The following is a 19,795-nucleotide window of genomic DNA, read 5'->3' on the forward strand; positions in this document are numbered from 1 at the left end:
CCGAGTATCCCATGGGAGGGCTGTCCGGCATTCGAGATTTCCCCGCCGCGCAAGGGGCCTTCCGCTCCCGGAACGAAGGCCGGGCCGCCCGCTGCCTCGAGCGCTACGGCAGCCCCCTCGTGTTCGCCCGCGCTGCTCCGTACGACCGGACCCGAGGTCCTCGCCGCCGTGCAGCGGCTCAGCCCCGACACTCCGCCCACCTCCGCCTGACAGGCAACCTCGGAGGGCCCGCTTCCGTCTGGGAGAATGGCTGAAGCCAGCATTCGAGATAGAAGGACGTGTCGTGGCTCAGAGCAGCACCGAGACCGACTGGGTCTCCCGTTTCGCGGACGAGGTCATCGCCGAGGCGGAGCGCCGAGCACCCGGCAAACCTGTCGTCGTCGCGTCCGGACTCTCCCCCTCCGGCCCCATCCACCTGGGCAACCTCCGCGAGGTCATGACCCCGCACCTGGTCGCGGACGAGATCCGCCGCCGGGGCATCGAGGTACGGCACGTCCTGTCGTGGGACGACTACGACCGTTACCGCAAGGTGCCGGCCGGCATCCCGGGCGTGGACCCCGAGACCTACGGCCAGTACATCGGCATGCCGCTGACCGCCGTCCCCGCGCCCGCCGGTTCGGCGTACGCGACGTGGGCCGAGCACTTCAAGGCCGCCATGGTCGAGTCGCTGGCCGAGCTGGGCGTCGAGTACGACCCGATCAGCCAGACCGAGCAGTACACGACCGGTGTCTACCGCGAGCAGGTCCTGTTCGCGATGAAGCACCGGGGCGACATCGACGCCATCCTCGACCAGTACCGCACCAAGCAGAAGCCGGGCGGCAAGAAGCCCCAGCAGAAGCAGGTCGACGAGGCCGAGCTCGAGGCCGCCGAGGGTTCGGGCGCCGCCGCCGAGGACGACGGCAGCATCGGCGAGGGCGGGTACTTCCCGTACAAGCCGTACTGCGGCCAGTGCGGCAAGGACTTCACCAAGGTCACGTCCTACAACGACGAGACCACCGAGCTGACCTACGTCTGCACCGAGGACGAGTACACCGAGACGGTCAAGCTCAGCGAGTTCAACCGCGGCAAGCTCGTCTGGAAGGTCGACTGGCCCATGCGCTGGGCCTACGAGGGCGTGATCTTCGAGCCCTCCGGCGTCGACCACTCCTCGCCCGGCTCCTCCTTCCAGGTCGGCGGCCAGATCGTGCACATCTTCGGCGGCGAGCAGCCGATCGGACCGATGTACGCCTTCGTCGGCATCAGCGGCATGGCCAAGATGTCCTCCAGCAAGGGCGGGGTCCCCACCCCGGCCGACGCGCTGAAGATCATGGAGCCGCAGCTGCTCCGCTGGCTCTACGCGCGCCGCCGCCCCAACCAGTCCTTCAAGATCGCCTTCGACCAGGAGATCCAGCGGCTCTACGACGAGTGGGACAAGCTGGAGGCCAAGGTCGCGGACGAGTCGGTCCTGCCCGCCGACGCCGCCGCGCACGCGCGGGCCGTACGCACCGCCGCCGGTGAACTGCCGCGCACGCAGCGCCAGATGCCGTACCGGACGCTCGCGTCCGTCGTCGACATCACCGCCGGCCACGACGAGCAGACCCTGCGGATCCTCTCCGACCTGGAGCCCGACCGGCCGCTGACCTCCCTCGACGAGGTCCGGCCGCGACTGGACCGCGCCGAGAACTGGATCACCACGCAGGTGCCCGCCGACCAGCGGACCCTGGTGCGCGAAGAGGCCGACGTCGAGCTGCTGTCCTCCCTCGACGACGAGGGCCGCGAATCGCTGCGCCGCCTCGTGGACGGCCTCGACTCGCACTGGTCCCTCGACGGCCTGACCACGCTCGTCTACGGCGTGCCCAAGGTCATGGCCGGCCTCGAGCCCGACGCCAAGCCCACGCCCGAGCTCAAGGTCGCCCAGCGCACCTTCTTCGCGCTGCTCTACCGGCTGCTCGTGACCCGGGAGACCGGGCCGCGCCTGCCCACGCTGCTCCTCGCGGTGGGGGCGGAGCGGGTGCGCAAGCTGCTCGCCGTCTGAGGTTCCGCACGGACGTGAGAAGGGCCCGTACCCCTGGTGGGGGTACGGGCCCTTCCCGCGTGTACGGGGCTACGGGGTACTGGCTACGGGGCTACGGGGCTCACGCGATGTGCTCGTTCTCGAGGTCGCGCTGGTAGCGCTGCTTCAGCTCCGGCATCAGGCGGCGGATCATCGAAGCGCTGCGCGGGTGCACGACCCCGTGGCGGTCCGAGAGGTGTATGTCCACCTGCTCCGGGGTCGGGAACTGGGAGAACTCGTCGAGGAACGCGCGGAAGACCTCGTACGCGGCCTCCGCGAACTTCACGTCGTCGATGTCGGGTTCCGGCTCCGCACCCGGGTCGGACTCCGGACCCTGCTCCGCGAGGTCGCCCTCGTGCTGCTCCTGGCGGGGAGCCGGTATCGGGACCTCCTGCGGTCCCTGAAGTCCCTGGAGTCCCTGCTGGTCGTACTGCTCCGGGCCGGGACCGGCCGGGGGCATGACCGGGGTCGGCTCCAGGCCGTCCACGTACTGCGGGTTGTAGCCGCCCTGGTACGCGGCCTGCGGGGCGAGCGGCCCCGCGAACCAGGCGCTGTTGTGCGCGGCGGGCATGGCGGTCGGGTCCACCGCGAAGGGAGCGGCGTCGCCGTGGGCGACCGGCGGGAAGGTCTGGGCCAGCGCCAGCGCGTGGGCCTGTGCCTGAGCCTGCGCCTGGGACCGCGCCTCGGCCACGGCTTCGGTCTCGGGACCGAAGGGCTGACCCGGGAGCGGACCCGCGGCGGCGGCCGCGAGGCCCGCCGCCTGGGCCTGCATCCGCGCTTGCAGCTGCGCCTGCATCTGGGCCTGAGCCTGCGCCTGTACCTGCATCTGGGCCTGGACCATCTGGGCCTGAGCCGTCTGGGCCTGAGTCATCCGGGCCAGCGCCTGCGCCGCGCCCGTACCCGCGTCCATGCCACCGGCCAGGAGGGCCGGATGCGTCGACCCCGTCACCTCGGCCACCCCGGCCACCTCCGCCGCCGCCGGGGGCAGGACCAGCGGGTCGATGCCGGCCGCCGCCAGGCCCTCGGGGGCCGTCTGCGACAGCGGGACGCCGATCCGGGCCAGCCGCAGCGGCATCATGGCGCCGACCGGGGCCTTGCGCCGCCAGAAGCGGCCGTAGCGGGCCTGGAGGCGCGCCTGGTAGATCAGGCGGTCCTGCTCCATGCCGACGGCCTGCTCGTAGGAGCGCAGCTCCCACAGCTTCATCCGGCGCCACAGCTTGAAGGTGGGGACGGGGGACAGGAGCCACCGCGTGATGCGGACGCCCTCCATGTGCCGGTCGGCGGTGATGTCCGCGATCCGGCCCACCGCGTGCCGGGCCGCCTCCACGGTGACCACGAACAGGATCGGGATCACGGCGTGCATCCCGACGCCCAGCGGATCCGGCCAGGCGGCCGCACCGTTGAACGCGATCGTCGCCGCCGTCAGCAGCCACGCCGTCTGGCGCAGCAGCGGGAACGGGATCCGGATCCACGTCAACAGCAGGTCCAGCGCGAGCAGGACGCAGATGCCCATGTCGATGCCGATGGGGAAGACCAGCGAGAAGTTGCCGAAGCCCTTCTGCAAAGCGAGCGCGCGCACGGCGGCGTACGATCCCGCGAAACCGATCCCGGCGATGACGACGGCTCCGGCGACCACGACACCGATCAATATCCGGTGCGTACGAGTCAGCTGCATCGCGGCCACCCGCGATCCCCTCCCCTTGTCGAGCTACGGCAGGGCACAGCGTACGCGCGTACGGGTGACCGGACGTCAGCGGTCCACCGCCCCCCCCGGGGCCGGGCCGCGCGGGAACGCTACGAGGCCGAGGGGGAAGCCGAGGCGGAAGGTGCCTGCTCCGGCTGCTTGGGCTGGTTGGCGGCGTCCACCGAGGCCACGGCCTCCTTCATCGCCGCGATGGCGTCCTGGAGCAGCTTCGCCTGGTCCGGGGCGTCGGCGCCCTCGTAGGCCGCACCGTTGTAGTCGAGGGTGATGACGACGTTCTGCGTGCGGGCGAGGATCGTGTTGTTGAAGAAGTCGCCGTCCTTCTTCGTGGTGAAGGTGACGGAGGTGGCCTGGTCGCCGATGCCGCCCGCCGCCTCCGGCTTCACGTTCTCCGCGCCCTCGACGGTCTTCGCCTTCTCGACCTGCTTGGCGTACTCGCCCTCGGCGCGCTTGCTGCCGGTGCCGACCGAGGCGAGCGAGTCGTAGCGGACCAGGGAGATCGAGAGCCAGCGGTACTGCGAGCCCTTCAGCCCGGCTTCGTCCAGGCCGTTCCAGGTGCAGCTCGCGATGCTGGACAGGTCGTTCGACTTGGCCGCCGTGCCGTTGGCGTCCTTGGCCTTCGGGACGAGCGACTCGATGGTCTTCGCGGCGATCGCCTTGCACGGCTCGGGCAGCGCGGCGTACTTGGCCTTCTCCAGCGTGGAGGAGGGCTTGCCGCTGGGCTTGGCGGACGAGGACGCGTCGGCCTTCTTGGAGCTGCCGGTGCCCGAGTCCTTGCCCGAGTCGGACGAGCAGCCGGCGACCGTGAGGATCACCGGAACGGCTGCGCAGGCGAGGACGCGGGTGAGACGCGAGGCTGATCGGTGCATGATTCCTTCAGACGTTGTGGGGCTTCGTACGGAGCCCATTTACGGGCGAGGGACCCGGCAACGGTAGCCCGACCCGGCGCCCGGCGGCTGTGCGCGGCGTCACGCCGGGCGCTCCGGGCCCCCGTGTCCCCCGGTCGGCGGGCGCGGCTACTCGTTGAACCGGTCGACGAGGGCCTGCGCCAACTGTCGTGCTTTGTCCTGCGTTTCGCCGCTCGGCGGGACCGTGCCCGGGCCCGTGCCGGGGAGCGCGGGCTGGACGCTGTACTCGACGGTGACGATGACATTCGAGGTACGGAACACAATCCGGACCGTCCGCGACTGGACGGCGTTGGCGCCGGCCGCGCTCAGCTTGTCGTCGAGGAAGGCCTCGTTGCCGAGCCCTTCGAGGACGCGGGAACCGAGCTCGGGCGGGGCGGAGGGGGACGCGGAGGCGGACGGGCTGGAGCTCGTACCCGGGCTGGGACTCGTACCGCCACTGGCTGCCGGGCTCGGACTCGCACTCTGGCTGGGGCTGGGGGTGGGGCTGCTGACCGGGCCCGGGAAGGGCAGGTGGGCGTCGGTGAGCTGGCGGATGTAGACCTGCCGCGCCTTGTCGTCGTCGCTGGTGGTGGCCCGGTCGTACGAGACCACGCGCTCGAAGCCGACCGACAGCAGCCTGGTCTCGGTCGGAGTCTGCGCGGTCCAGCGGCACCCGACGCGCCGGTCGGCGTCGTACGAGGCGTCCGCGACGCCGGCGTAGAGCGCGTCGCGCTGCTCGGGGGTGAGGGTGTCGGCGGCCGGGAGCATCGCCCGGACCTTCTTGGCGTCCACGGCCTTGCACGGCATCGGCAGGACGCGGTACTTACCGGGCTGCGCGACCGCACCCGCGCTGTCCCCGGCCTTGGCGTCGCTGGTGATGCCGACCCCGCCCCCGTCGGTGCACGCGGTGAGTCCGGCCGTCAGGAAGGTCAGGATCGCGAGGCCTGGCAGGACTCCACGTACCGTCTTGCGCTGCACGTTCCACCGGCTCCCTTCGGGAAATTGCGTTGCCGCGGCTGGGGCGCGGATGGAAACAATGTCTATCGCACACGCTGGTGCCGGCGCCGGTCCCCTGTCGTATTTGGGCCCATGAGCGAGGCTTTTTGCGTATTCAGACTTTCCTGTGGTTAACGGGGTATTGAGGCCGAGATGTCATATGTAGAAGTGCCCGGGGCGAAGGTCCCGATCCGGATGTGGACCGATCCCGCGTCGGTCGAGGACAGCGCGATGCGCCAGCTGCAGAACACCGCGGGCCTCCCCTGGATCAAGGGCCTGGCCGTCATGCCGGACGTGCACTACGGCAAGGGCGCCACGGTCGGCTCGGTCATCGCCATGAAGGACGCGGTCTGCCCGGCGGCGGTCGGAGTCGACATCGGCTGCGGCATGTCGGCCGTGAAGACCTCCCTCACGGCCAACGACCTCCCGGGGGACCTGTCGGGACTCCGCTCGAAGATCGAGCGGGCGATCCCGGTGGGCGCGGGGATGCACCGGGAGGCGGTGGATCCGGGGCGGCTGTACGGGTTCTCGGACAAGGGGTTCGGGGATCTGTGGGAGCGGTTCGACTATGTCGCGGATGCGGTGAAGTTCCGGCGGGACCGGGCGATGCGACAAATGGGGACACTTGGAGCGGGAAATCATCACCAAGAGGTCAACATCGATCAGGATGGGGCTGTGTGGCTGACCCTGCACTCTGGGTCCCGGGGTATCGGCAACGAACTCGCTGACCACCACATCGGCATCGCGCGGGGGCTCTCCCACAACCAGGGGCTGGTCGACCGGGACCTCGCGGTCTTCCTTTCGGCGACTCCGGAGATGGCCGCGTACCGGCACGACCTCTACTGGGCCCAGGAGTACGCCAAGTACAACCGCGCGGTGATGATGAGTCTCATGAAGGAGGTCATCCGCCGGGAGTTCCGGAAGGCCAAGGTCTCCTTCGAGCAGGAGATCAGCTGCCACCACAACTACGTGGCGGAGGAGCAGTACGACGGCATGGACCTGCTGGTCACGCGAAAGGGCGCGATCCGCGCCGGCAGTGGCGAGTACGGGATCATCCCGGGCTCGATGGCCACCGGTACCTACATCGTGAAGGGCCTCGGCAACAAGGCCGCCTTCAACTCGGCCTCGCACGGCGCGGGCCGGCGGATGAGCCGGACGGCGGCGAAGAAGCGGTACACGGCGCGGGATCTGGCGGAGCAGACCAAGGGCGTGGAATGCCGCAAGGACTCGGGCGTCGTGGACGAGATCCCGGCAGCGTACAAGCCGATCGAGCAGGTCATGGAGCAGCAGCACGACCTCGTGGAGGTCGTCGCCAAGCTCAGGCAGGTCGTCTGCATCAAGGGCTGAACGCGTGAGGGGCCACCGGAAATCCGGTGGCCCCTCATGCGTTGCCGCGCCTACTGCGGTGGGGTGGCGACGCGTCCGGTGCTGATCCGCCAGAGCCGCATCGCGCAGCTCTGTTCGGTCCGGTCGAGAGCGGTGGCTGCTGCGGCCGGGTCGCCGAGGCGGACCAGCGCCTGGTCGTCCCGCACGGTCCAGCGGCGTCGCGGTGGGGCGATCCTCATGTCCGCAGGGCGGACCCAGCTCTGGATCGACTCCGCCTTCGCCTTCTTGTGGGCGAGGGCGAGGCAGCCGTCGTAGTACAGGTGCGCGGCGAGCTGCTGCGCCGTCTCCTTGTAGTAGCAGATGTTGTAGACGCCGTCTCGCGTGTTGCGTGAGGTGGTGCGCTCCGTTCCCGTGACCTGCTTGCCGTAGTGGCACAGGTAGGTGGCGATTGCTGTGCTGGCCGAAACCAGGGCGAGGTAGGGCCCTCCCTGTGCGGTCCAGCCGAGGGACCCGTCCGCGTCGATGATTCCGCGGAGGTAGTCGGGGTGCGAGAAGTCCGTGAGGGGCGGCTTCATGGTCAGCGACTTCTTGCCGTAGGGGATACCGAGCTCGTTGACGATGGTCCGGGCTTCGAGCGAGGAGACGGACCAGGTTGCCGAGTGGTGGCGGTCGGAGAAGTTCGTGCTCCGGACTCGCTCTGTGATGGAGCTGTAGTAGGGCGTGAGCTGCTGGAAGTCGCGGAGAAGATGGATGTCCCGCGCGTTCAGCTCTACCGCGAGACGGCCGCGCTGCCGGCTCTGCTGGGACAGGTGCCCGTCCGCCTGGAGGAAGCCGAACATGTAGGCGTAGCGGGGGTCTTGGAGGTCCATGAAGCGCGCGGGGGCGCTAGGGTCCTGGTCAGCCATGAGGAAGTCCTTCTTCCCTGTTGGTGAGGCCCTCGGCCGGGACTGCCATCCCGGGCGGGGGCCGTTTGTGTTGCTATCGAACATAGGGATGGACTCGGGCGCCTTTGGGGTCTTCGCGAGGGCTTCACTCGAACGCATGGTGGGGTGTCACATGTCTCTTCGAGGCGGGGTGCTGGGACGGGGCGTTTGCGGGTGTGATGTGATCTGCGGCGTTCTGGTGGTCGGGGTTGTGGGGGGATCTGTCGTGGGGCGTTGGGTTTCTGGGGCGTGGTGGCAGCGGAGTGCCGGGCTCGGGGTCGCCGTTGTCGTGGCGGCGGGGGGCGCGGGGTGTTCGGGCGGGAAGGGGGAGTCCGGTGCCAAGGCGGGGGCGCCGTCGTCGGGGGCGGCATCCGCTTCGGCTGCTCCCGTCGTGGCGCGGGTGATCGGCAAGGAGCAGGCCGAGAAGGTCTTCAACAACTACGCGTTCGTCAACTCGGTCGCCGAGGCCGCGTCGGACGGCGCCAGGATCGCCACCGTGCAGACCGGTGCGTTGTTGGAGCAGACCAAGGCCCGCTACGAGCGCCGGATCGCGAAGTCCAAGGCCGGCTACCGGGACTACACCTTCACGGACTCCGTCTTCGTGATCCCGACGGAGCGGGAGCAGCCGGGATACCCGCGTTCGTTCGTCGTCTTCAGTCGGAATGACGCCGCCCGTGCGGGGGAGCGTGCGAGTGCCGTGCACTACTTCGTGCAGGCCGAGGCCGGCGGGCCGTGGTTGGCGGCTGCCGCGTCCTGGGTGAACGGTGTCCCGCCGACCGGCGTGGGCGCCGGGGCGGAGCCTCCGTACACGGGGCTGGGGATCAAGGTCCGGGACAAGGAGATCGCGGCGGTGAACGTCGAGCCGGTGGCCGGTGGCGGGGTGCTGTCGGCCACGGGTGCGGAGGGCCGGAAGGTGTGCGAGCGGTACGCGGACTACATGAGCTTCACGGCTCCGCGGGGCGAGCGGGAGAGCGAGTACTTCGTGCCGGGTGCTCACACGAGTGAGGTGGTCGACCTCAGGAACGGGGAGGACAAGGACGCCGACGGGCTGGTGCGGCATCGCTTCGACTACGAGGCCACGGGCGCGGACCTGCCGGTGGTGAAGCTGGCGGACGGGAAGTCCCTGGTGACGTGTGCGTTCGTGCGGAAGGAGCACCTGGTGGGCAGGGATGCGACCTTCAACTTCAAGAAGGGCAGCGATACCGAAGATCTGCTCGGGGGGAAGCGGGACTGGTCGGTCGTGGACACGCGCTGGGCGGTCACGGTCGTCTTCGAGGTTCCGGAGCAGGGACCGGCCGACGTGGTGGCGTCCAACTCCCGTGTGGGGCAGCTGCTTTCGGCGGAAGGAACTCTCGACTAGGGGATTGACGACGGGAGTTGGTCTAGACCAAGGTGTGCGGCATGTGGAGATCTCGCGTGGTTCTTGCCGCGCTCGCGTCGTTGTCGCTCGCCGTCGGGGTCGTGGGGACCGCCGGTGCCGTGGGAGGGGATCCCGCTCCGGGTGTGGCCGCTCAGGCTGCCGGGCGGAGTGTGGGGCTGCCGCCCGTCGTGTCGCATGTGCCGACCGACGAGAAGGTCGTGTTCATCACCATCGACGACGGGTGGGTGCACGATCCGGCCGTTGCGCAGAAACTCGTCGAGCAGCGGGTTCCCGCTTCGCTCTTCCTGCTGCCGGGGGCGACCTCGTACGACCCCTCGTACTTCACCGGCCTGGTCGATCAGGGGCGGGTGAGCGTGGAGAACCACACGGTCAACCACCCCGACCTGACCACGCTCGACGCCGCGGGCAAGGATGCCGAGGTGTGCGGGGCCGAGGACCAGTTGACCACCACCTTCGGGCGGGCGCCGAAGCTGCTGCGGCCGCCGTACGGGGCCGTCAACGACGATGTCCGGCTGGCCGCCAAGGCGTGCGGGGTCAAGGCGCTGATCACCTGGACCTACGACTTCACCACGTGGAGCGAGACGCCCGCCACCCCGCAGCTGCACTCCGGGGACATCGTGCTGCTGCACTTCACGCCCACGCTCGGCGCGGACCTGCAGCGGGCCCTGGACGCGGCGAAGGCCGCCGGGCTGAAGCCGGCGGCCCTCATGCCGCACCTGAAGAGTGCGGGCCTGGTTCCTTAGGCGTACGGACTACAGCTCGCGGTGGAGCTTCGTGTTCGAGGCCTGGGCGCGGGGGCGGACCACCAGGAGGTCGATGTTGACGTGGCTGGGGCGGGTCACGGCCCAGGTGATGGTGTCGGCCACGTCGTCGGCGGAGAGGGGCTCGGCCACGCCGGCGTAGACCTTCTCCGCCCGCTCGGCGTCCCCGCGGAAGCGGGTCTTCGCGAACTCCTCGGTCTTGACCAGGCCCGGGGCGATCTCGATGACGCGGACGGGCTGGCCGACGATCTCCAGGCGGAGGGTCTCGGCGAGGACGCGGGCGCCGTTCTTGGCGGCGACGTAGCCGGCGCCGCCTTCGTACGTGGCGTGGCCGGCGGTGGAGGAGAGGACGACCACCGTGCCGTCGCCGGAGGCGGTCAGGGCCGGGAGCAGGGCCTGGGTGACGTTGAGGGTGCCGATGACGTTGACCTCGTACATCGTGCGCCAGTCGGCGGGGTCGCCGGTGGCGACGGGGTCGGCTCCGATGGCGCCGCCGGCGTTGTTGACCAGCACGTCGCAGCGGTCGAGCGAGGCGGCGAGGGCGTCGACGGCGGCGCGGTCGGTGACGTCCAGGGCGTGGGCGGTGGCCCGGTGGCCGGCTGCCGTGATCTCGGCGGCGAGCTCCTCGATGCGGTCCTTGCGGCGGGCGGTGAGGACGACGTGGTAGCCGGCCGCGGCGAGCTGTCGGGCGGTGGCCGCGCCGATGCCGCTGCTCGCGCCGGTGACTACGGCGGTTCGGATGGCCGTGCTCATGCGGGCTCCTCGTGCGTTCGTGCGTTCGTGTCTTCGTACGTGCGATTACTCGCCAGCATAGGCGGGCCGGACGGACGGCCGGCCGGGCCGAAGGTCACCGGCCGCGCGGGGCGTACATGATCACGGCCATGCCGGCGAGGCAGACGAGCGCGCCCGCGATGTCCCAGCGGTCGGGCCGGTAGCCGTCGGCGACCACGCCCCACAGCAGGGAGCCGGCGACGAAGACCCCTCCGTAGGCCGCCAGGACGCGGGCGAAGTCGCCCGAGGGCTGGAGGGTGGCGACGAACCCGTAGAGGCCCAGTGCGATGACTCCGATGCCGATCCAGGCCCAGCCCCGGTGCTCGCGGACGCCCTGCCAGACGAGCCAGGCGCCGCCGATCTCCAGGAGGGCGGCGAGGGTGAAGAGGGCGGCGGAGCGGGCGATCAGCATGGCCGGAAGCCTACGCACGCAGATGGGGGGAGGACTCGCCCTCATTCGTGTGATGGTCCGACTGATGGTCGGGCGGGGTGGCTAACGTCCGCGCGTGGAGGTGGTCACGGTGCGCCGAGGTGCCGTACGGAGTGTGGTGATGGCCGGGCTGCTGGTACTGCTCGGCGCTGGTGCGGGGACTGCTCACGCCCGGTCCGGGTACTCCGGGTCCGGTCCGGAGGCCGACGTGGCGTACCACGGGCGGGTCGCCCTGGGCGGCGGGCGGCTGCGGATCCTGCTGGTTCCGCAGAACGACGGCCCGGCGGCGCTGGCGAACGCCACCGTACGACTGCGCCTGTCGGCGGAGCTCGCGGACCGGCAGGAGCTGGCGGAGGGCTGTGTGCGGGCCGGGCTGCGCGAGGTGATGTGCGAGACCGGGCCGCTGCCGCTGCACGGGCGGGGGCGGCACATCGGGCTGGTGCTGGAGCTCCGGGAGCGGACGCCGGAGGTGGTCGTGCGGGTGGACACGTGGTGGAACGGCGGCGCGACCGACCGGAACCACACCAACAACGAGCACGTGGTGCTGGCGCTGGACACGGGCGACGCGTACGCGTTCTGAGCCCTACGAGCCCTACGAGCCCTACGAGGCCGGTGAGCGATGCTCACCGCCCCCGGCTCACGCCTTCCGGGCTCCCGCCCCCGGGGCGAACTCGGCGAGGGCCTCGTCCACGATCCGCTCCAGACGGGCGTGGTGGGCGCCGCGCCAGTAGACGCGCTCGCAGTCGGAGCACTGGGCGAAGACCTCGTACGAGCGCTGCGTGCCCTGCTCCAGCCGGTCGCCGACGCTGTCCTTGTCGGCCTCGCGCAGGGTGCCGTTGCAGGCGGTGCAGCGGGTCCAGGGGGCGAGGGCGGGGGCGAACCGGCTCAGGATGTCGCGCACTTGCTCGTCGGGGTTGTCGCTGTACACGTACGCGCCCGCGAACAGCTCGCGGCGCCGCAGCAGCCCGCGGTCTCGGGAGAGCAGGACGCGCTGCTCGGCGGCGGAGCGGGTGGCCAGGGCCGGGTCGCCGATGTCCTCGTTCTCGTAGGCCGCGTCCACGCCGAGCAGGCGCAGGCGGCGGGCGAGGGTGCCGAGGTGGACGTCGAGGAGGAAGCGCAGCGGCGTGACGGCGGGGACGCCCGGGATCTGCTGGGGGCGGTCGACGCCGAAGACCTCGACGGATTCCCCGGCCCGGGGCACGTGGGAGACGGGCGCCTCGGCGCCGTCGACGAGGATCCGGCCGACCTCGGTGAGCGGGACGCCGGCCGATTCGACGACGTGGCCGAGGCTGGAGGCGCCGTCGGTCGTGGTCGGTACGCGCGTGCCGCGCCGGCTCGGGGCGGCGAAGACGTGCAGTTCGGGGGCGAGGGTGAGCTCAATGCCGGGTCCGTTCACGGGGCCAGCATGCCATTGAGGGGCGGGCCCCGGCACGGGATTTCAGCGATGGCCCGGACCGTGCTCACGGCCTGTGCTCACGGCCCGCGGTCCACGGGGCCTACGGGGTCGCCTCGGCCCGGTCGTGGAGCTCGCGATGGGCGCTGACCTCGTCGAAGTGGTTCTCGGCCCACTGCTTCACGGAGGAGAAGAGGCAGCCGAGGCTGCCGCCGAGCTCGGTGAGCCGGTAGTCGACGCGGGCCGGGACGGTGGGGGTGACGGTGCGGGTGACGAGGCCGTCGCGTTCGAGGGAGCGGAGGGTCTGAGTGAGCATCTTCTGGCTGACGGCGGGGATCTTGCGGCCGAGGTCGCTGTAGCGCAGGGACTGCTCTTCGGCCTGGGCGAGGGCGCTGAGGATGAGGCCGACCCATTTGTCGCTGATGCGCGCCAGGAGCTGGCTGGTGGGGCACTCCTTGAGGAAGGCGTCGTAGGCGGTGCGCGCCTCTTCGCGGCGGTCGGCGGCGGTTCGAGTGGCCATGGGCGCTCACTTCCGGGTCGGGTACGCACCCCCAAGTGCGTACTTACGAATCGACAGTACCTCTCCCTAGGTTAGTGGTCATCGGAACGCACCGACCAGCGAGCGGGAGAAACGATCATGAGTATCAACGAGACCACCCCCACCACCATGCAGGCCGTCGTCGTGGACGGCTTCGGCGGACCCGAGCAGATCGAGCTCGTGCAGGTCCCGGTCCCGCAGCCCGGCGCCGGCCAGGTCCGCGTACGGGTCCGGGCGGCCGGCCTGAACCCGGTCGACGGCGCGGTCCGCGTCGGGGTCTTCGGCGGCGCGGGGCAGCGGCTCGGCTTCGGGTGGGACGTGGCGGGCGAGATCGACGGGCTCGGCGCGGGCGTGAGCGGCTGGGCGCTCTCCGACCCGGTGGTCGGCCTGCACTACGGCCCGGTCAAGCCGCTGGGCACCCACGCGCAGTACGTGGTCCTCGACGCCTCCGCGATAGCGGCGGCCCCCTCCTCCGCCGACCCGGTCACCGCCGCGGCGCTGCCCCTGAGCGGGCTGACCGCCGCCCGCGCGGTGGACCTCCTGGGGCTCGCCCCGGGGGCTTCGGTCCTGGTCACGGGCGCGGCCGGGGTGGTCGGCGGACTCGCCGTGCAGCTGGCCGCGCGGGCCGGCTACGCGGTGACCGCCCTGGCGGGGGCGGACGACGAGGCCCTCGTACGCACCCTCGGCGCGGCCGCCTTCGTCCCCAGGGGCTCGGCCCCGGCCGGCCCGGTCGACGGGGTGGTGGACGCGGCGGTACTGGGCGCGGCGGCCCTGGCACACGTCCGCGACGGCGGGGTCTACGTGGGCCTGCGCCCCGGCGACGCCCCGGCGGCGGAGCGGGGCGTCCGCGTGGTGGTACAGGAGGTCGCGGCCGACGGCGAGCACCTGGCCCGGCTGGTGGCGCTGGTCGACGCGGGGGAGCTGACGCTCCGGGCGGGCGAGACCTTTGCGCTGGCGGAGGCGGCCAAGGCCCACGCCCGCCTGGCGGAGGGCGGAGCCCGCGGCCGCATCGTCCTGACGGTGTCCTGAGGACACCGTCAGGACGCCGGGGGACCGGAGGACCGGAGGACCGGGGGACCCCGGCGGTCAGTACCGGGTGCCCATGGCCTCCCGGACCTCCTCCAAGGTGGCCTCGGCCACCGCGTTCGCCCGCTCGTTGCCCTCGCGCAGGATCCGGCGTACGTGGCCCAGGTCGCGGGCGTACTCGGCGCGGCGGGCCCGCAGCGGGGCGAGGTGCTCGTTGACGGACTCGGTGACCACGCGCTTGAGCACGGCCGCGCCGCCGCCGCCGATCTCCGCCGCGACCGCCTCGGGGGTGCGGCCCTGGCAGAGCGCCGCGAGCAGCAGCAGGCTGCCCACCTCGGGCCGGGCGAGGGGATCGTAGGAGATGTGGCGCTCGCCATCGGTCTTCGCGCCCTTGATCAGCCGGGCCGTCTCGTCCGCGGTGTCGGCGAGTGCGATGGCGTTGCCGCGGGACTTGCTCATCTTCGTGCCGTCGGTGCCCAGCAGCAGTGGCGCCGCCGACAGCAGGGCTTCGGGCTCGGGGAAGACCTGGCCGGGGCGGCCGGCCCCGCCCTGCTGATGCCCTCGGAGCTCCTGGCGCCCGTAGCGGTCGTTGAAGCGGCGGGCCACCGTCCGGGTGACCTCCAGGTGGGGGAGCTGGTCCTGGCCGACCGGTACGAGGTTGGCCTTGCAGAAGAGGATGTCGGCGGCCTGGTGCACCGGATAGGTGAACATCAGGCCCGAGACCGACGCCTGGCGCGAGTGCGCGATCTCGTCCTTCACGGTCGGGTTGCGCTGCAGCTCGGCCACCGAGACCAGGGACAGGAACGGCAGCAGCAGCTGGTTGAGGGCGGGCAGCGCGCTGTGGGCGAAGACGGTGGAGCGCTCCGGGTCGATCCCGGCGGCCAGGTAGTCGAGGAGCAGGTCCTCCACGTGCTCCGACAAGCGCTCGGCGACGTCCCGGTCGGTGAGGACCTGGTAGTCGGCGATCACCAGGAAGGTGTCCACGCCGGCGTCCTGGAGCCGGACCCGGGACTGGAGCGTCCCGAAGTAGTGGCCCAGGTGGAGTCTGCCCGTCGGGCGGTCCCCGGTCAGGACCCGGAACCGCCCGGGATCGTGCCGGATCTGCTCTTCGAGTTCGGCGCTGCGGCGCCGGGCCCCGACGATGATGTCGAGGGGGCTGGTCTGCTCGGTGGTCTGCGTGGTCGTCATGCGTGCTCTCCTGCTGCTCGGTCGAAGACCGCCGAACGGGTCGGCCGGCGACGGCGGCAGCGTAGGAGTGCATACCGGTGGGCCGTCCGTTCGGCGGCCCAGGGGTACGTGAATGCCGTGGCCGCTCCTAAGAGGAGCGCCACCAGCAAAGGCGAGACATGTCAGCCATGGTTCGAGCCTAGCGAATCGGTGCGGCCCGCGTCGCCGTCCGTTCGGCCTCGATTACGGGGCCCAATGGCCGGATTTCGACTGTCGGGGCGCGCGAGCGGACGACTCAGGGCCAGACCAGGCAGTACGGCTGGTGCCCGGCCTCGTGGAGGCGGTGCGAGAAGTCCTGCCACTCGTGGAGCAGTTGGTAGACGTTGAAGGCGTCGCGGGGGCCGCCGCGGTCGGGGACCGTGGACCAGATGAAGGCGGCCGCGCCGACCGACTCCTCGCCGATGCCGCGCAGCGGGTCGACCACGGTCATCGGGAGTTTGACGACCGCGTAGTCGGGGTGGAGGACGACCAGCTCCAGCGGGGGCACCTTGTGCAGGGGTATGCCCTCGATGCCGGTCAGGACCATCGCCGCGACGGTCTCCGGCTTGATCTTGCTGAACAGGCCGCCCATGCCGAGCTCGTCGCCGCCCAGTTCCTCGGGCCGCATCGTCACCGGCACCCGGGCGGCGGTGGCGCCGTCGGGTGCGCCGAAGTACTTGTACGTCACGCCCATGCCGCGGCCTCTGGGGAGGCCGTCGGCGTCCTGCGCGGGGCCCGGTACGGGTTCTGCCGCGTCCGTGACGCGGCGGCGGTGCTTGCCGCGGCGACGTTCGCGGGCGCGCTGCGGGTCCAGGCCGTCCGTGCCCTCGCCCGGTCCACCACCGCGTTGCATATCTCCACCCGACTGGTCTTGCCTGCCCCGGCCCCGTGACCCCCGCCACGCAGCCTGATCATCATGGCAGTGACCTCCCCCGGGGCGGCGCGGTGAAACGCCCGTCCGCAAGTCAGTCGCGGCCTGATGAGACCATGGCTGGTGTGAGCTACCCGTACCCGTATGAAGCCAAAGTCTCGCAGACTCTCTTTGACCGCGCGTCCCTCGTGACGCCTGGCGGCGTGAACTCTCCCGTGCGTGCGTTCCGCGCCGTGGGCGGAACGCCCAGGTTCATGGTGTCCGGTACCGGTCCGTACCTGACCGATGCCGACGGGCGCGAGTACGTCGACCTGGTCTGCTCGTGGGGGCCGATGATCCTCGGCCACGCCCACCCGGCCGTGGTGGAGGCCATCCAGGCCGCTGTCGTCCGCGGCACCTCCTTCGGTACCCCCGGTGAGGGGGAGGTCGCGCTCGCCGAGGAGATCGTCGCGCGGATCGAGCCCGTGGAGCAGGTCCGCCTGGTGTCCTCCGGCACCGAGGCGACCATGTCCGCGATCCGCCTCGCCCGCGGGTTCACCGGCCGCGCCAAGATCGTCAAGTTCGCCGGCTGCTACCACGGGCACGTGGACTCGCTGCTGGCCGCGGCCGGATCCGGGCTCGCGACCTTCGCGCTGCCGGACACCCCGGGCGTGACGGGTGCGCAGGCCGGGGACACGATCGTGCTCCCCTACAACGACCTCGAAGCGGTCCGGGCGGCCTTCGCCGCGCACCCGGGCGAGATCGCCTGCGTGATCACCGAGGCCGCGCCGGGCAACATGGGCGTGGTGACCCCGGGCGAGGGCTTCAACCAGGGCCTCGCCGACCTGTGCCGGGCGAACGGCGCCCTGTACATCTCCGACGAGGTCATGACGGGTTTCCGTACCTCGCGGGCCGGCTGGTACGGCGTGGACGGGGTCAAGCCCGACCTGATGACCTTCGGCAAGGTCATGGGCGGCGGCTTCCCGGCCGCGGCGTTCGGCGGCCGCGCCGACGTGATGGGCCACCTGGCTCCGGCCGGTCCGGTCTACCAGGCGGGCACGCTCTCCGGTAACCCGATCGCGACCGCCGCCGGTCTCGCGCAGCTGCGGCTGCTGGACGAGGCGGCGTACGTCAAGGTCGACGCGGTGTCCAAGGAGATCCAGGGGCTGGTGACGGCCGCGCTCACCAAGGAGGGCGTCGCGCACCGGCTGCAGACGGCCTCCAACATGTTCTCGGTGTTCTTCACCGAGAACGAGGTCCGCAACTACGACGACGCGAAGAAGCAGGAGGCCTTCCGCTTCAACGGCTTCTTCCACTCGATGCTGGCGCAGGGCGTGTACCTGCCGCCTTCGGCGTTCGAGTCGTGGTTCGTTTCAACCACCCACGACGAGAAGGCGATCGAGCGGATCGCGGCCGCGCTGCCGGCCGCCGCCCGAGCCGCCGCGGAGGCCACCGCATGAGTGCCGAAGGCAGTGCCGAGATCACCGTGGTCCACGTCGTGCGCCACGGCGAGGTGCACAACCCGGAGGGGGTCCTCTACGGCCGCCGTCCCGGGTACCACCTCTCCGACCTGGGCCGCAAGATGGCGGACCGGGTCGCGGAGCACCTGGAGGGCCGGGACGTGACCCACGTCGTGGCCTCCCCGCTGGAGCGGGCGCAGGAGACGGCGGCGCCGATCGCCAAGTCGCACGGGCTGGACCTGGCGACGGACGGCCGCCTCATCGAGGCGGGCAACGTCTTCGAGGGCAAGACCTTCGGGGTCGGCGACGGCGCGCTGCGCAAGCCGGAGAACTGGAAGCACCTGACGAACCCGTTCAAGCCGTCCTGGGGCGAGCCGTACGTGGAGCAGGTCGTCCGGATGATGAGCGCGATCGAGACCGCCCGTGACGCCGCCCGCGGCCACGAGGCGGTGGCGGTCAGCCACCAGCTGCCGATCTGGATCGTACGGAGCTTCGCGGAGAAGCGGCGGCTGTGGCACGACCCGCGCCGCCGCCAGTGCACGCTGGCTTCGCTGACCTCGTTCACGTACCAGGGCGACAAGCTGGTGTCGGTGGGCTACAGCGAGCCGGCCCGGGACCTGGTCCCGGCGCATCTCCTGGCCGGGGCGAAGCCGGTGAAGGGGAAGTCGAAGGCGTTCGGCGCGTAACCCACGGACTCCCCAGTCCCGCTTTGCCCGAATTTCATACAAATTGGACGGGAGTTGTCGCGCGTCGCGACGGCTCCCGTCCGTATGTCGGCTTATGTGACTTATATGAGCCATGTGCGCGATTTCAGCCGAAGGGGAGCGATCGGTCTGGGACTCGGGGCCGCCGCCGCGATGGGTATCACGGGGTGCGGTTCTGCCGACGGGCCCGATCAGGGCAACCCCGGCCCGAAGAAGAACGAGGCAGGCGCGGGCGGCGGAACCGTCAAGCCCGGCAAGCCGGAAGTCCGGCTGATCGGCGACGGCTCCACCGCCGACACCGGACCGCAGCCCCACCAGCCGCCCGCCCCCGTACCCCTCCAGCCGGGCGAGACCCCGCCCCAGTTCGTGGTGTTCAGCTGGGACGGCGCGGGCGAGATCGGCAACGGCCTCTTCCCCCGCTTCCTCAAGCTCGCCAAGGACCACGGCGCGGGCATGACCTTCTTCCTCTCGGGCCTCTACCTCCTGCCCGAGTCCAAGAAGGACCTCTACCGGCCGCCGAACAACCCCGTCGGAGCCTCCGACATCGGCTACCTCAAGGACGAGAACGTCCGCAACACCCTCAAGTGCGTGCGCGAGGCCTGGCTGGACGGCCACGAAATAGGAACCCACTTCAACGGCCACTTCTGCGGCGGCTCCGGCTCGGTCGGCAAGTGGACCCCGGAGGACTGGCAGAGCGAGATCGACCAGGCCGTGTCGTTCGTCACCAACTGGCGGACCAACACCGGCTTCACCGACCTCGAACCGCTGCCCTTCGACTACCGCAAGGAGCTGACCGGCTCCCGCACCCCCTGCCTGCTCGGCCAGGACAACCTGCTGCCGACCGCCCAGAAGCTGGGCTGGCGCTACGACTCCAGCTCGCCCGGCGGCCTCCAGCAGTGGCCGGTCAAGCGCGGGGGCCTGTGGGACCTGCCGCTGCAGTCGATGCCGTTCCCCGGGCACTCCTTCGAAGTGCTGTCGATGGACTACAACATCCTCGCCAACCAGTCCAAGAACACCACCAGGGGCGCCCCGTCCAACTACCCGGCCTGGCGCTCCCAGGCCACCGCCTCCTATCTCGGGGGCTTCAAGCGGGCCTACGAGACCAACCGCGCGCCGCTCTTCATCGGCAACCACTTCGAGGAGTGGAACGGCGGGATCTACATGGACGCCGTGGAGGAGGCGCTCAAGGGCATGGCGGACAAAAAGGATGTACGGCTCGTATCCTTCCGGCAGTTCGCCGACTGGCTGGACGTCCAGAACCCCAAGGTTCTGGACAAACTGCGCACGTTGGGTCCCGGCCAGTCGCCGACCGGTGGCTGGGCCACGTATCTCACGGGCGTCTGACCCACACCTGACCAGCGGCTTAACACACCTCCGGGGGGCGCGGAAGATCGGCAAACCGGTCATGC

General features: G+C 71.0%; 19 protein-coding genes. 9 read left to right on the forward strand and 10 right to left on the reverse strand.

Annotated features, from left to right (window positions below; all coding sequences use genetic code 11):
- Positions 1–283: 283 nt before the first annotated feature.
- Complete coding sequence (gene lysS, locus OHU74_RS20755; RefSeq protein WP_371617299.1) at positions 284–2,014, forward strand: lysine--tRNA ligase; 1,731 nt, start codon at positions 284–286, stop codon at positions 2,012–2,014.
- 100 nt (positions 2,015–2,114) lie between these two features.
- Here lysS and OHU74_RS20760 read toward each other — a convergent pair whose 3' ends face one another.
- The 3 genes from OHU74_RS20760 to OHU74_RS20770 form a co-directional block, all read right to left on the reverse strand.
- Complete coding sequence (locus OHU74_RS20760; protein WP_371617300.1) at positions 2,115–3,716, reverse strand: DUF2637 domain-containing protein; 1,602 nt, start codon at positions 3,714–3,716, stop codon at positions 2,115–2,117.
- A gap of 110 nt (positions 3,717–3,826) precedes the next feature.
- The gene (locus OHU74_RS20765) at positions 3,827–4,603 is read right to left on the reverse strand and encodes a DUF3558 domain-containing protein (protein WP_371617301.1); all 777 of its coding nucleotides are present in this window, start codon (positions 4,601–4,603) and stop codon (positions 3,827–3,829) included.
- Positions 4,604–4,750: 147 nt separating this feature from the next.
- Complete coding sequence (locus OHU74_RS20770) at positions 4,751–5,599, reverse strand: DUF3558 domain-containing protein (RefSeq protein ID WP_371617302.1); 849 nt, start codon at positions 5,597–5,599, stop codon at positions 4,751–4,753.
- Between the two features lie 171 nt (positions 5,600–5,770).
- Between OHU74_RS20770 and OHU74_RS20775 the strand changes: the two genes are divergently transcribed.
- Positions 5,771–6,964 (forward strand): RtcB family protein, encoded by a 1,194-nt coding sequence (locus OHU74_RS20775; protein WP_371617303.1) that lies wholly within the window; start codon positions 5,771–5,773, stop codon positions 6,962–6,964.
- 50 nt (positions 6,965–7,014) lie between these two features.
- On the opposite strand, the gene OHU74_RS20780 is transcribed toward OHU74_RS20775, so the two are convergent.
- The gene (locus OHU74_RS20780) at positions 7,015–7,848 is read right to left on the reverse strand and encodes a hypothetical protein (RefSeq protein WP_371617304.1); all 834 of its coding nucleotides are present in this window, start codon (positions 7,846–7,848) and stop codon (positions 7,015–7,017) included.
- Between the two features lie 409 nt (positions 7,849–8,257).
- Here OHU74_RS20780 and OHU74_RS20785 point away from each other — a divergent pair, with 409 nt between their 5' ends.
- Together OHU74_RS20785 and OHU74_RS20790 are read left to right on the forward strand one after the other, a co-directional pair.
- Positions 8,258–9,226, forward strand: a complete 969-nt coding sequence (locus OHU74_RS20785) for a hypothetical protein (protein ID WP_371617305.1) — start codon at positions 8,258–8,260, stop codon at positions 9,224–9,226.
- Between the two features lie 197 nt (positions 9,227–9,423).
- On the forward strand, positions 9,424–9,990 hold the full coding sequence (locus OHU74_RS20790; protein ID WP_371617306.1) for a polysaccharide deacetylase family protein: 567 nt from the start codon (positions 9,424–9,426) through the stop codon (positions 9,988–9,990).
- A 9-nt stretch (positions 9,991–9,999) separates the two neighbouring features.
- Here OHU74_RS20790 and OHU74_RS20795 read toward each other — a convergent pair whose 3' ends face one another.
- On the reverse strand, positions 10,000–10,761 hold the full coding sequence (locus tag OHU74_RS20795; RefSeq protein WP_330297940.1) for an SDR family oxidoreductase: 762 nt from the start codon (positions 10,759–10,761) through the stop codon (positions 10,000–10,002).
- Positions 10,762–10,855: 94 nt separating this feature from the next.
- Positions 10,856–11,191, reverse strand: a complete 336-nt coding sequence (locus OHU74_RS20800; protein ID WP_371617307.1) for a YnfA family protein — start codon at positions 11,189–11,191, stop codon at positions 10,856–10,858.
- 94 nt (positions 11,192–11,285) lie between these two features.
- Here OHU74_RS20800 and OHU74_RS20805 point away from each other — a divergent pair, with 94 nt between their 5' ends.
- On the forward strand, positions 11,286–11,789 hold the full coding sequence (locus OHU74_RS20805) for a hypothetical protein (protein ID WP_371617308.1): 504 nt from the start codon (positions 11,286–11,288) through the stop codon (positions 11,787–11,789).
- Between the two features lie 57 nt (positions 11,790–11,846).
- On the opposite strand, the gene OHU74_RS20810 is transcribed toward OHU74_RS20805, so the two are convergent.
- Both OHU74_RS20810 and OHU74_RS20815 read right to left on the reverse strand, forming a co-directional pair.
- Positions 11,847–12,605: a Mut7-C RNAse domain-containing protein gene (locus tag OHU74_RS20810; RefSeq protein ID WP_371617309.1), complete on the reverse strand. Its 759-nt coding sequence runs from the start codon at positions 12,603–12,605 to the stop codon at positions 11,847–11,849.
- A gap of 100 nt (positions 12,606–12,705) precedes the next feature.
- A complete protein-coding gene (locus OHU74_RS20815) occupies positions 12,706–13,122 on the reverse strand; it encodes a winged helix-turn-helix transcriptional regulator (RefSeq protein WP_371617310.1) in 417 nt (138 codons plus the stop codon).
- 147 nt (positions 13,123–13,269) lie between these two features.
- Here OHU74_RS20815 and OHU74_RS20820 point away from each other — a divergent pair, with 147 nt between their 5' ends.
- The gene (locus OHU74_RS20820; protein WP_371619748.1) at positions 13,270–14,169 is read left to right on the forward strand and encodes an NADP-dependent oxidoreductase; all 900 of its coding nucleotides are present in this window, start codon (positions 13,270–13,272) and stop codon (positions 14,167–14,169) included.
- A gap of 57 nt (positions 14,170–14,226) precedes the next feature.
- Here the strand turns inward: OHU74_RS20820 and trpS are convergent, their stop codons facing one another.
- Positions 14,227–15,354, reverse strand: a complete 1,128-nt coding sequence (gene trpS, locus OHU74_RS20825) for a tryptophan--tRNA ligase (protein WP_371617311.1) — start codon at positions 15,352–15,354, stop codon at positions 14,227–14,229.
- Positions 15,355–15,628: 274 nt separating this feature from the next.
- Positions 15,629–16,066 carry a hypothetical protein gene (locus OHU74_RS20830; protein WP_267724140.1) on the reverse strand — a complete coding sequence of 146 codons (438 nt, stop codon included), beginning with the start codon at positions 16,064–16,066 and terminating at the stop codon, positions 15,629–15,631.
- Positions 16,067–16,359: 293 nt separating this feature from the next.
- Between OHU74_RS20830 and hemL the strand changes: the two genes are divergently transcribed.
- The 3 genes from hemL (at position 16,360) to OHU74_RS20845 (ending at position 19,730) form a co-directional block, all read left to right on the forward strand.
- A complete protein-coding gene (hemL, locus tag OHU74_RS20835; protein ID WP_371617312.1) occupies positions 16,360–17,682 on the forward strand; it encodes a glutamate-1-semialdehyde 2,1-aminomutase in 1,323 nt (440 codons plus the stop codon).
- 38 nt (positions 17,683–17,720) lie between these two features.
- Positions 17,721–18,368 carry a histidine phosphatase family protein gene (locus OHU74_RS20840; protein ID WP_371619749.1) on the forward strand — a complete coding sequence of 216 codons (648 nt, stop codon included), beginning with the start codon at positions 17,721–17,723 and terminating at the stop codon, positions 18,366–18,368.
- Positions 18,369–18,482: 114 nt separating this feature from the next.
- Complete coding sequence (locus tag OHU74_RS20845) at positions 18,483–19,730, forward strand: hypothetical protein (RefSeq protein ID WP_371619750.1); 1,248 nt, start codon at positions 18,483–18,485, stop codon at positions 19,728–19,730.
- Positions 19,731–19,795: the final 65 nt, after the last annotated feature.

Source organism: Streptomyces sp. NBC_00454 (assembly GCF_041434015.1).
GTDB lineage: Bacteria > Actinomycetota > Actinomycetes > Streptomycetales > Streptomycetaceae > Streptomyces.

Coding starts and splice junctions, on each gene's coding strand:
- OHU74_RS20765 (WP_371617301.1), bottom strand. CDS start 4,603: ATGCACCGATCAGCCTCGCGTCTCACCCGCGTCCTCGCCTGCGCAGCC.
- OHU74_RS20775 (WP_371617303.1), top strand. CDS start 5,771: ATGTCATATGTAGAAGTGCCCGGGGCGAAGGTCCCGATCCGGATGTGG.
- OHU74_RS20780 (WP_371617304.1), bottom strand. CDS start 7,848: ATGGCTGACCAGGACCCTAGCGCCCCCGCGCGCTTCATGGACCTCCAA.
- OHU74_RS20795 (WP_330297940.1), bottom strand. CDS start 10,761: ATGAGCACGGCCATCCGAACCGCCGTAGTCACCGGCGCGAGCAGCGGC.
- OHU74_RS20800 (WP_371617307.1), bottom strand. CDS start 11,191: ATGCTGATCGCCCGCTCCGCCGCCCTCTTCACCCTCGCCGCCCTCCTG.
- OHU74_RS20815 (WP_371617310.1), bottom strand. CDS start 13,122: ATGGCCACTCGAACCGCCGCCGACCGCCGCGAAGAGGCGCGCACCGCC.
- OHU74_RS20820 (WP_371619748.1), top strand. CDS start 13,270: ATGCAGGCCGTCGTCGTGGACGGCTTCGGCGGACCCGAGCAGATCGAG.
- trpS (WP_371617311.1), bottom strand. CDS start 15,354: ATGACGACCACGCAGACCACCGAGCAGACCAGCCCCCTCGACATCATC.
- OHU74_RS20830 (WP_267724140.1), bottom strand. CDS start 16,066: ATGGGCGTGACGTACAAGTACTTCGGCGCACCCGACGGCGCCACCGCC.
- hemL (WP_371617312.1), top strand. CDS start 16,360: ATGGCTGGTGTGAGCTACCCGTACCCGTATGAAGCCAAAGTCTCGCAG.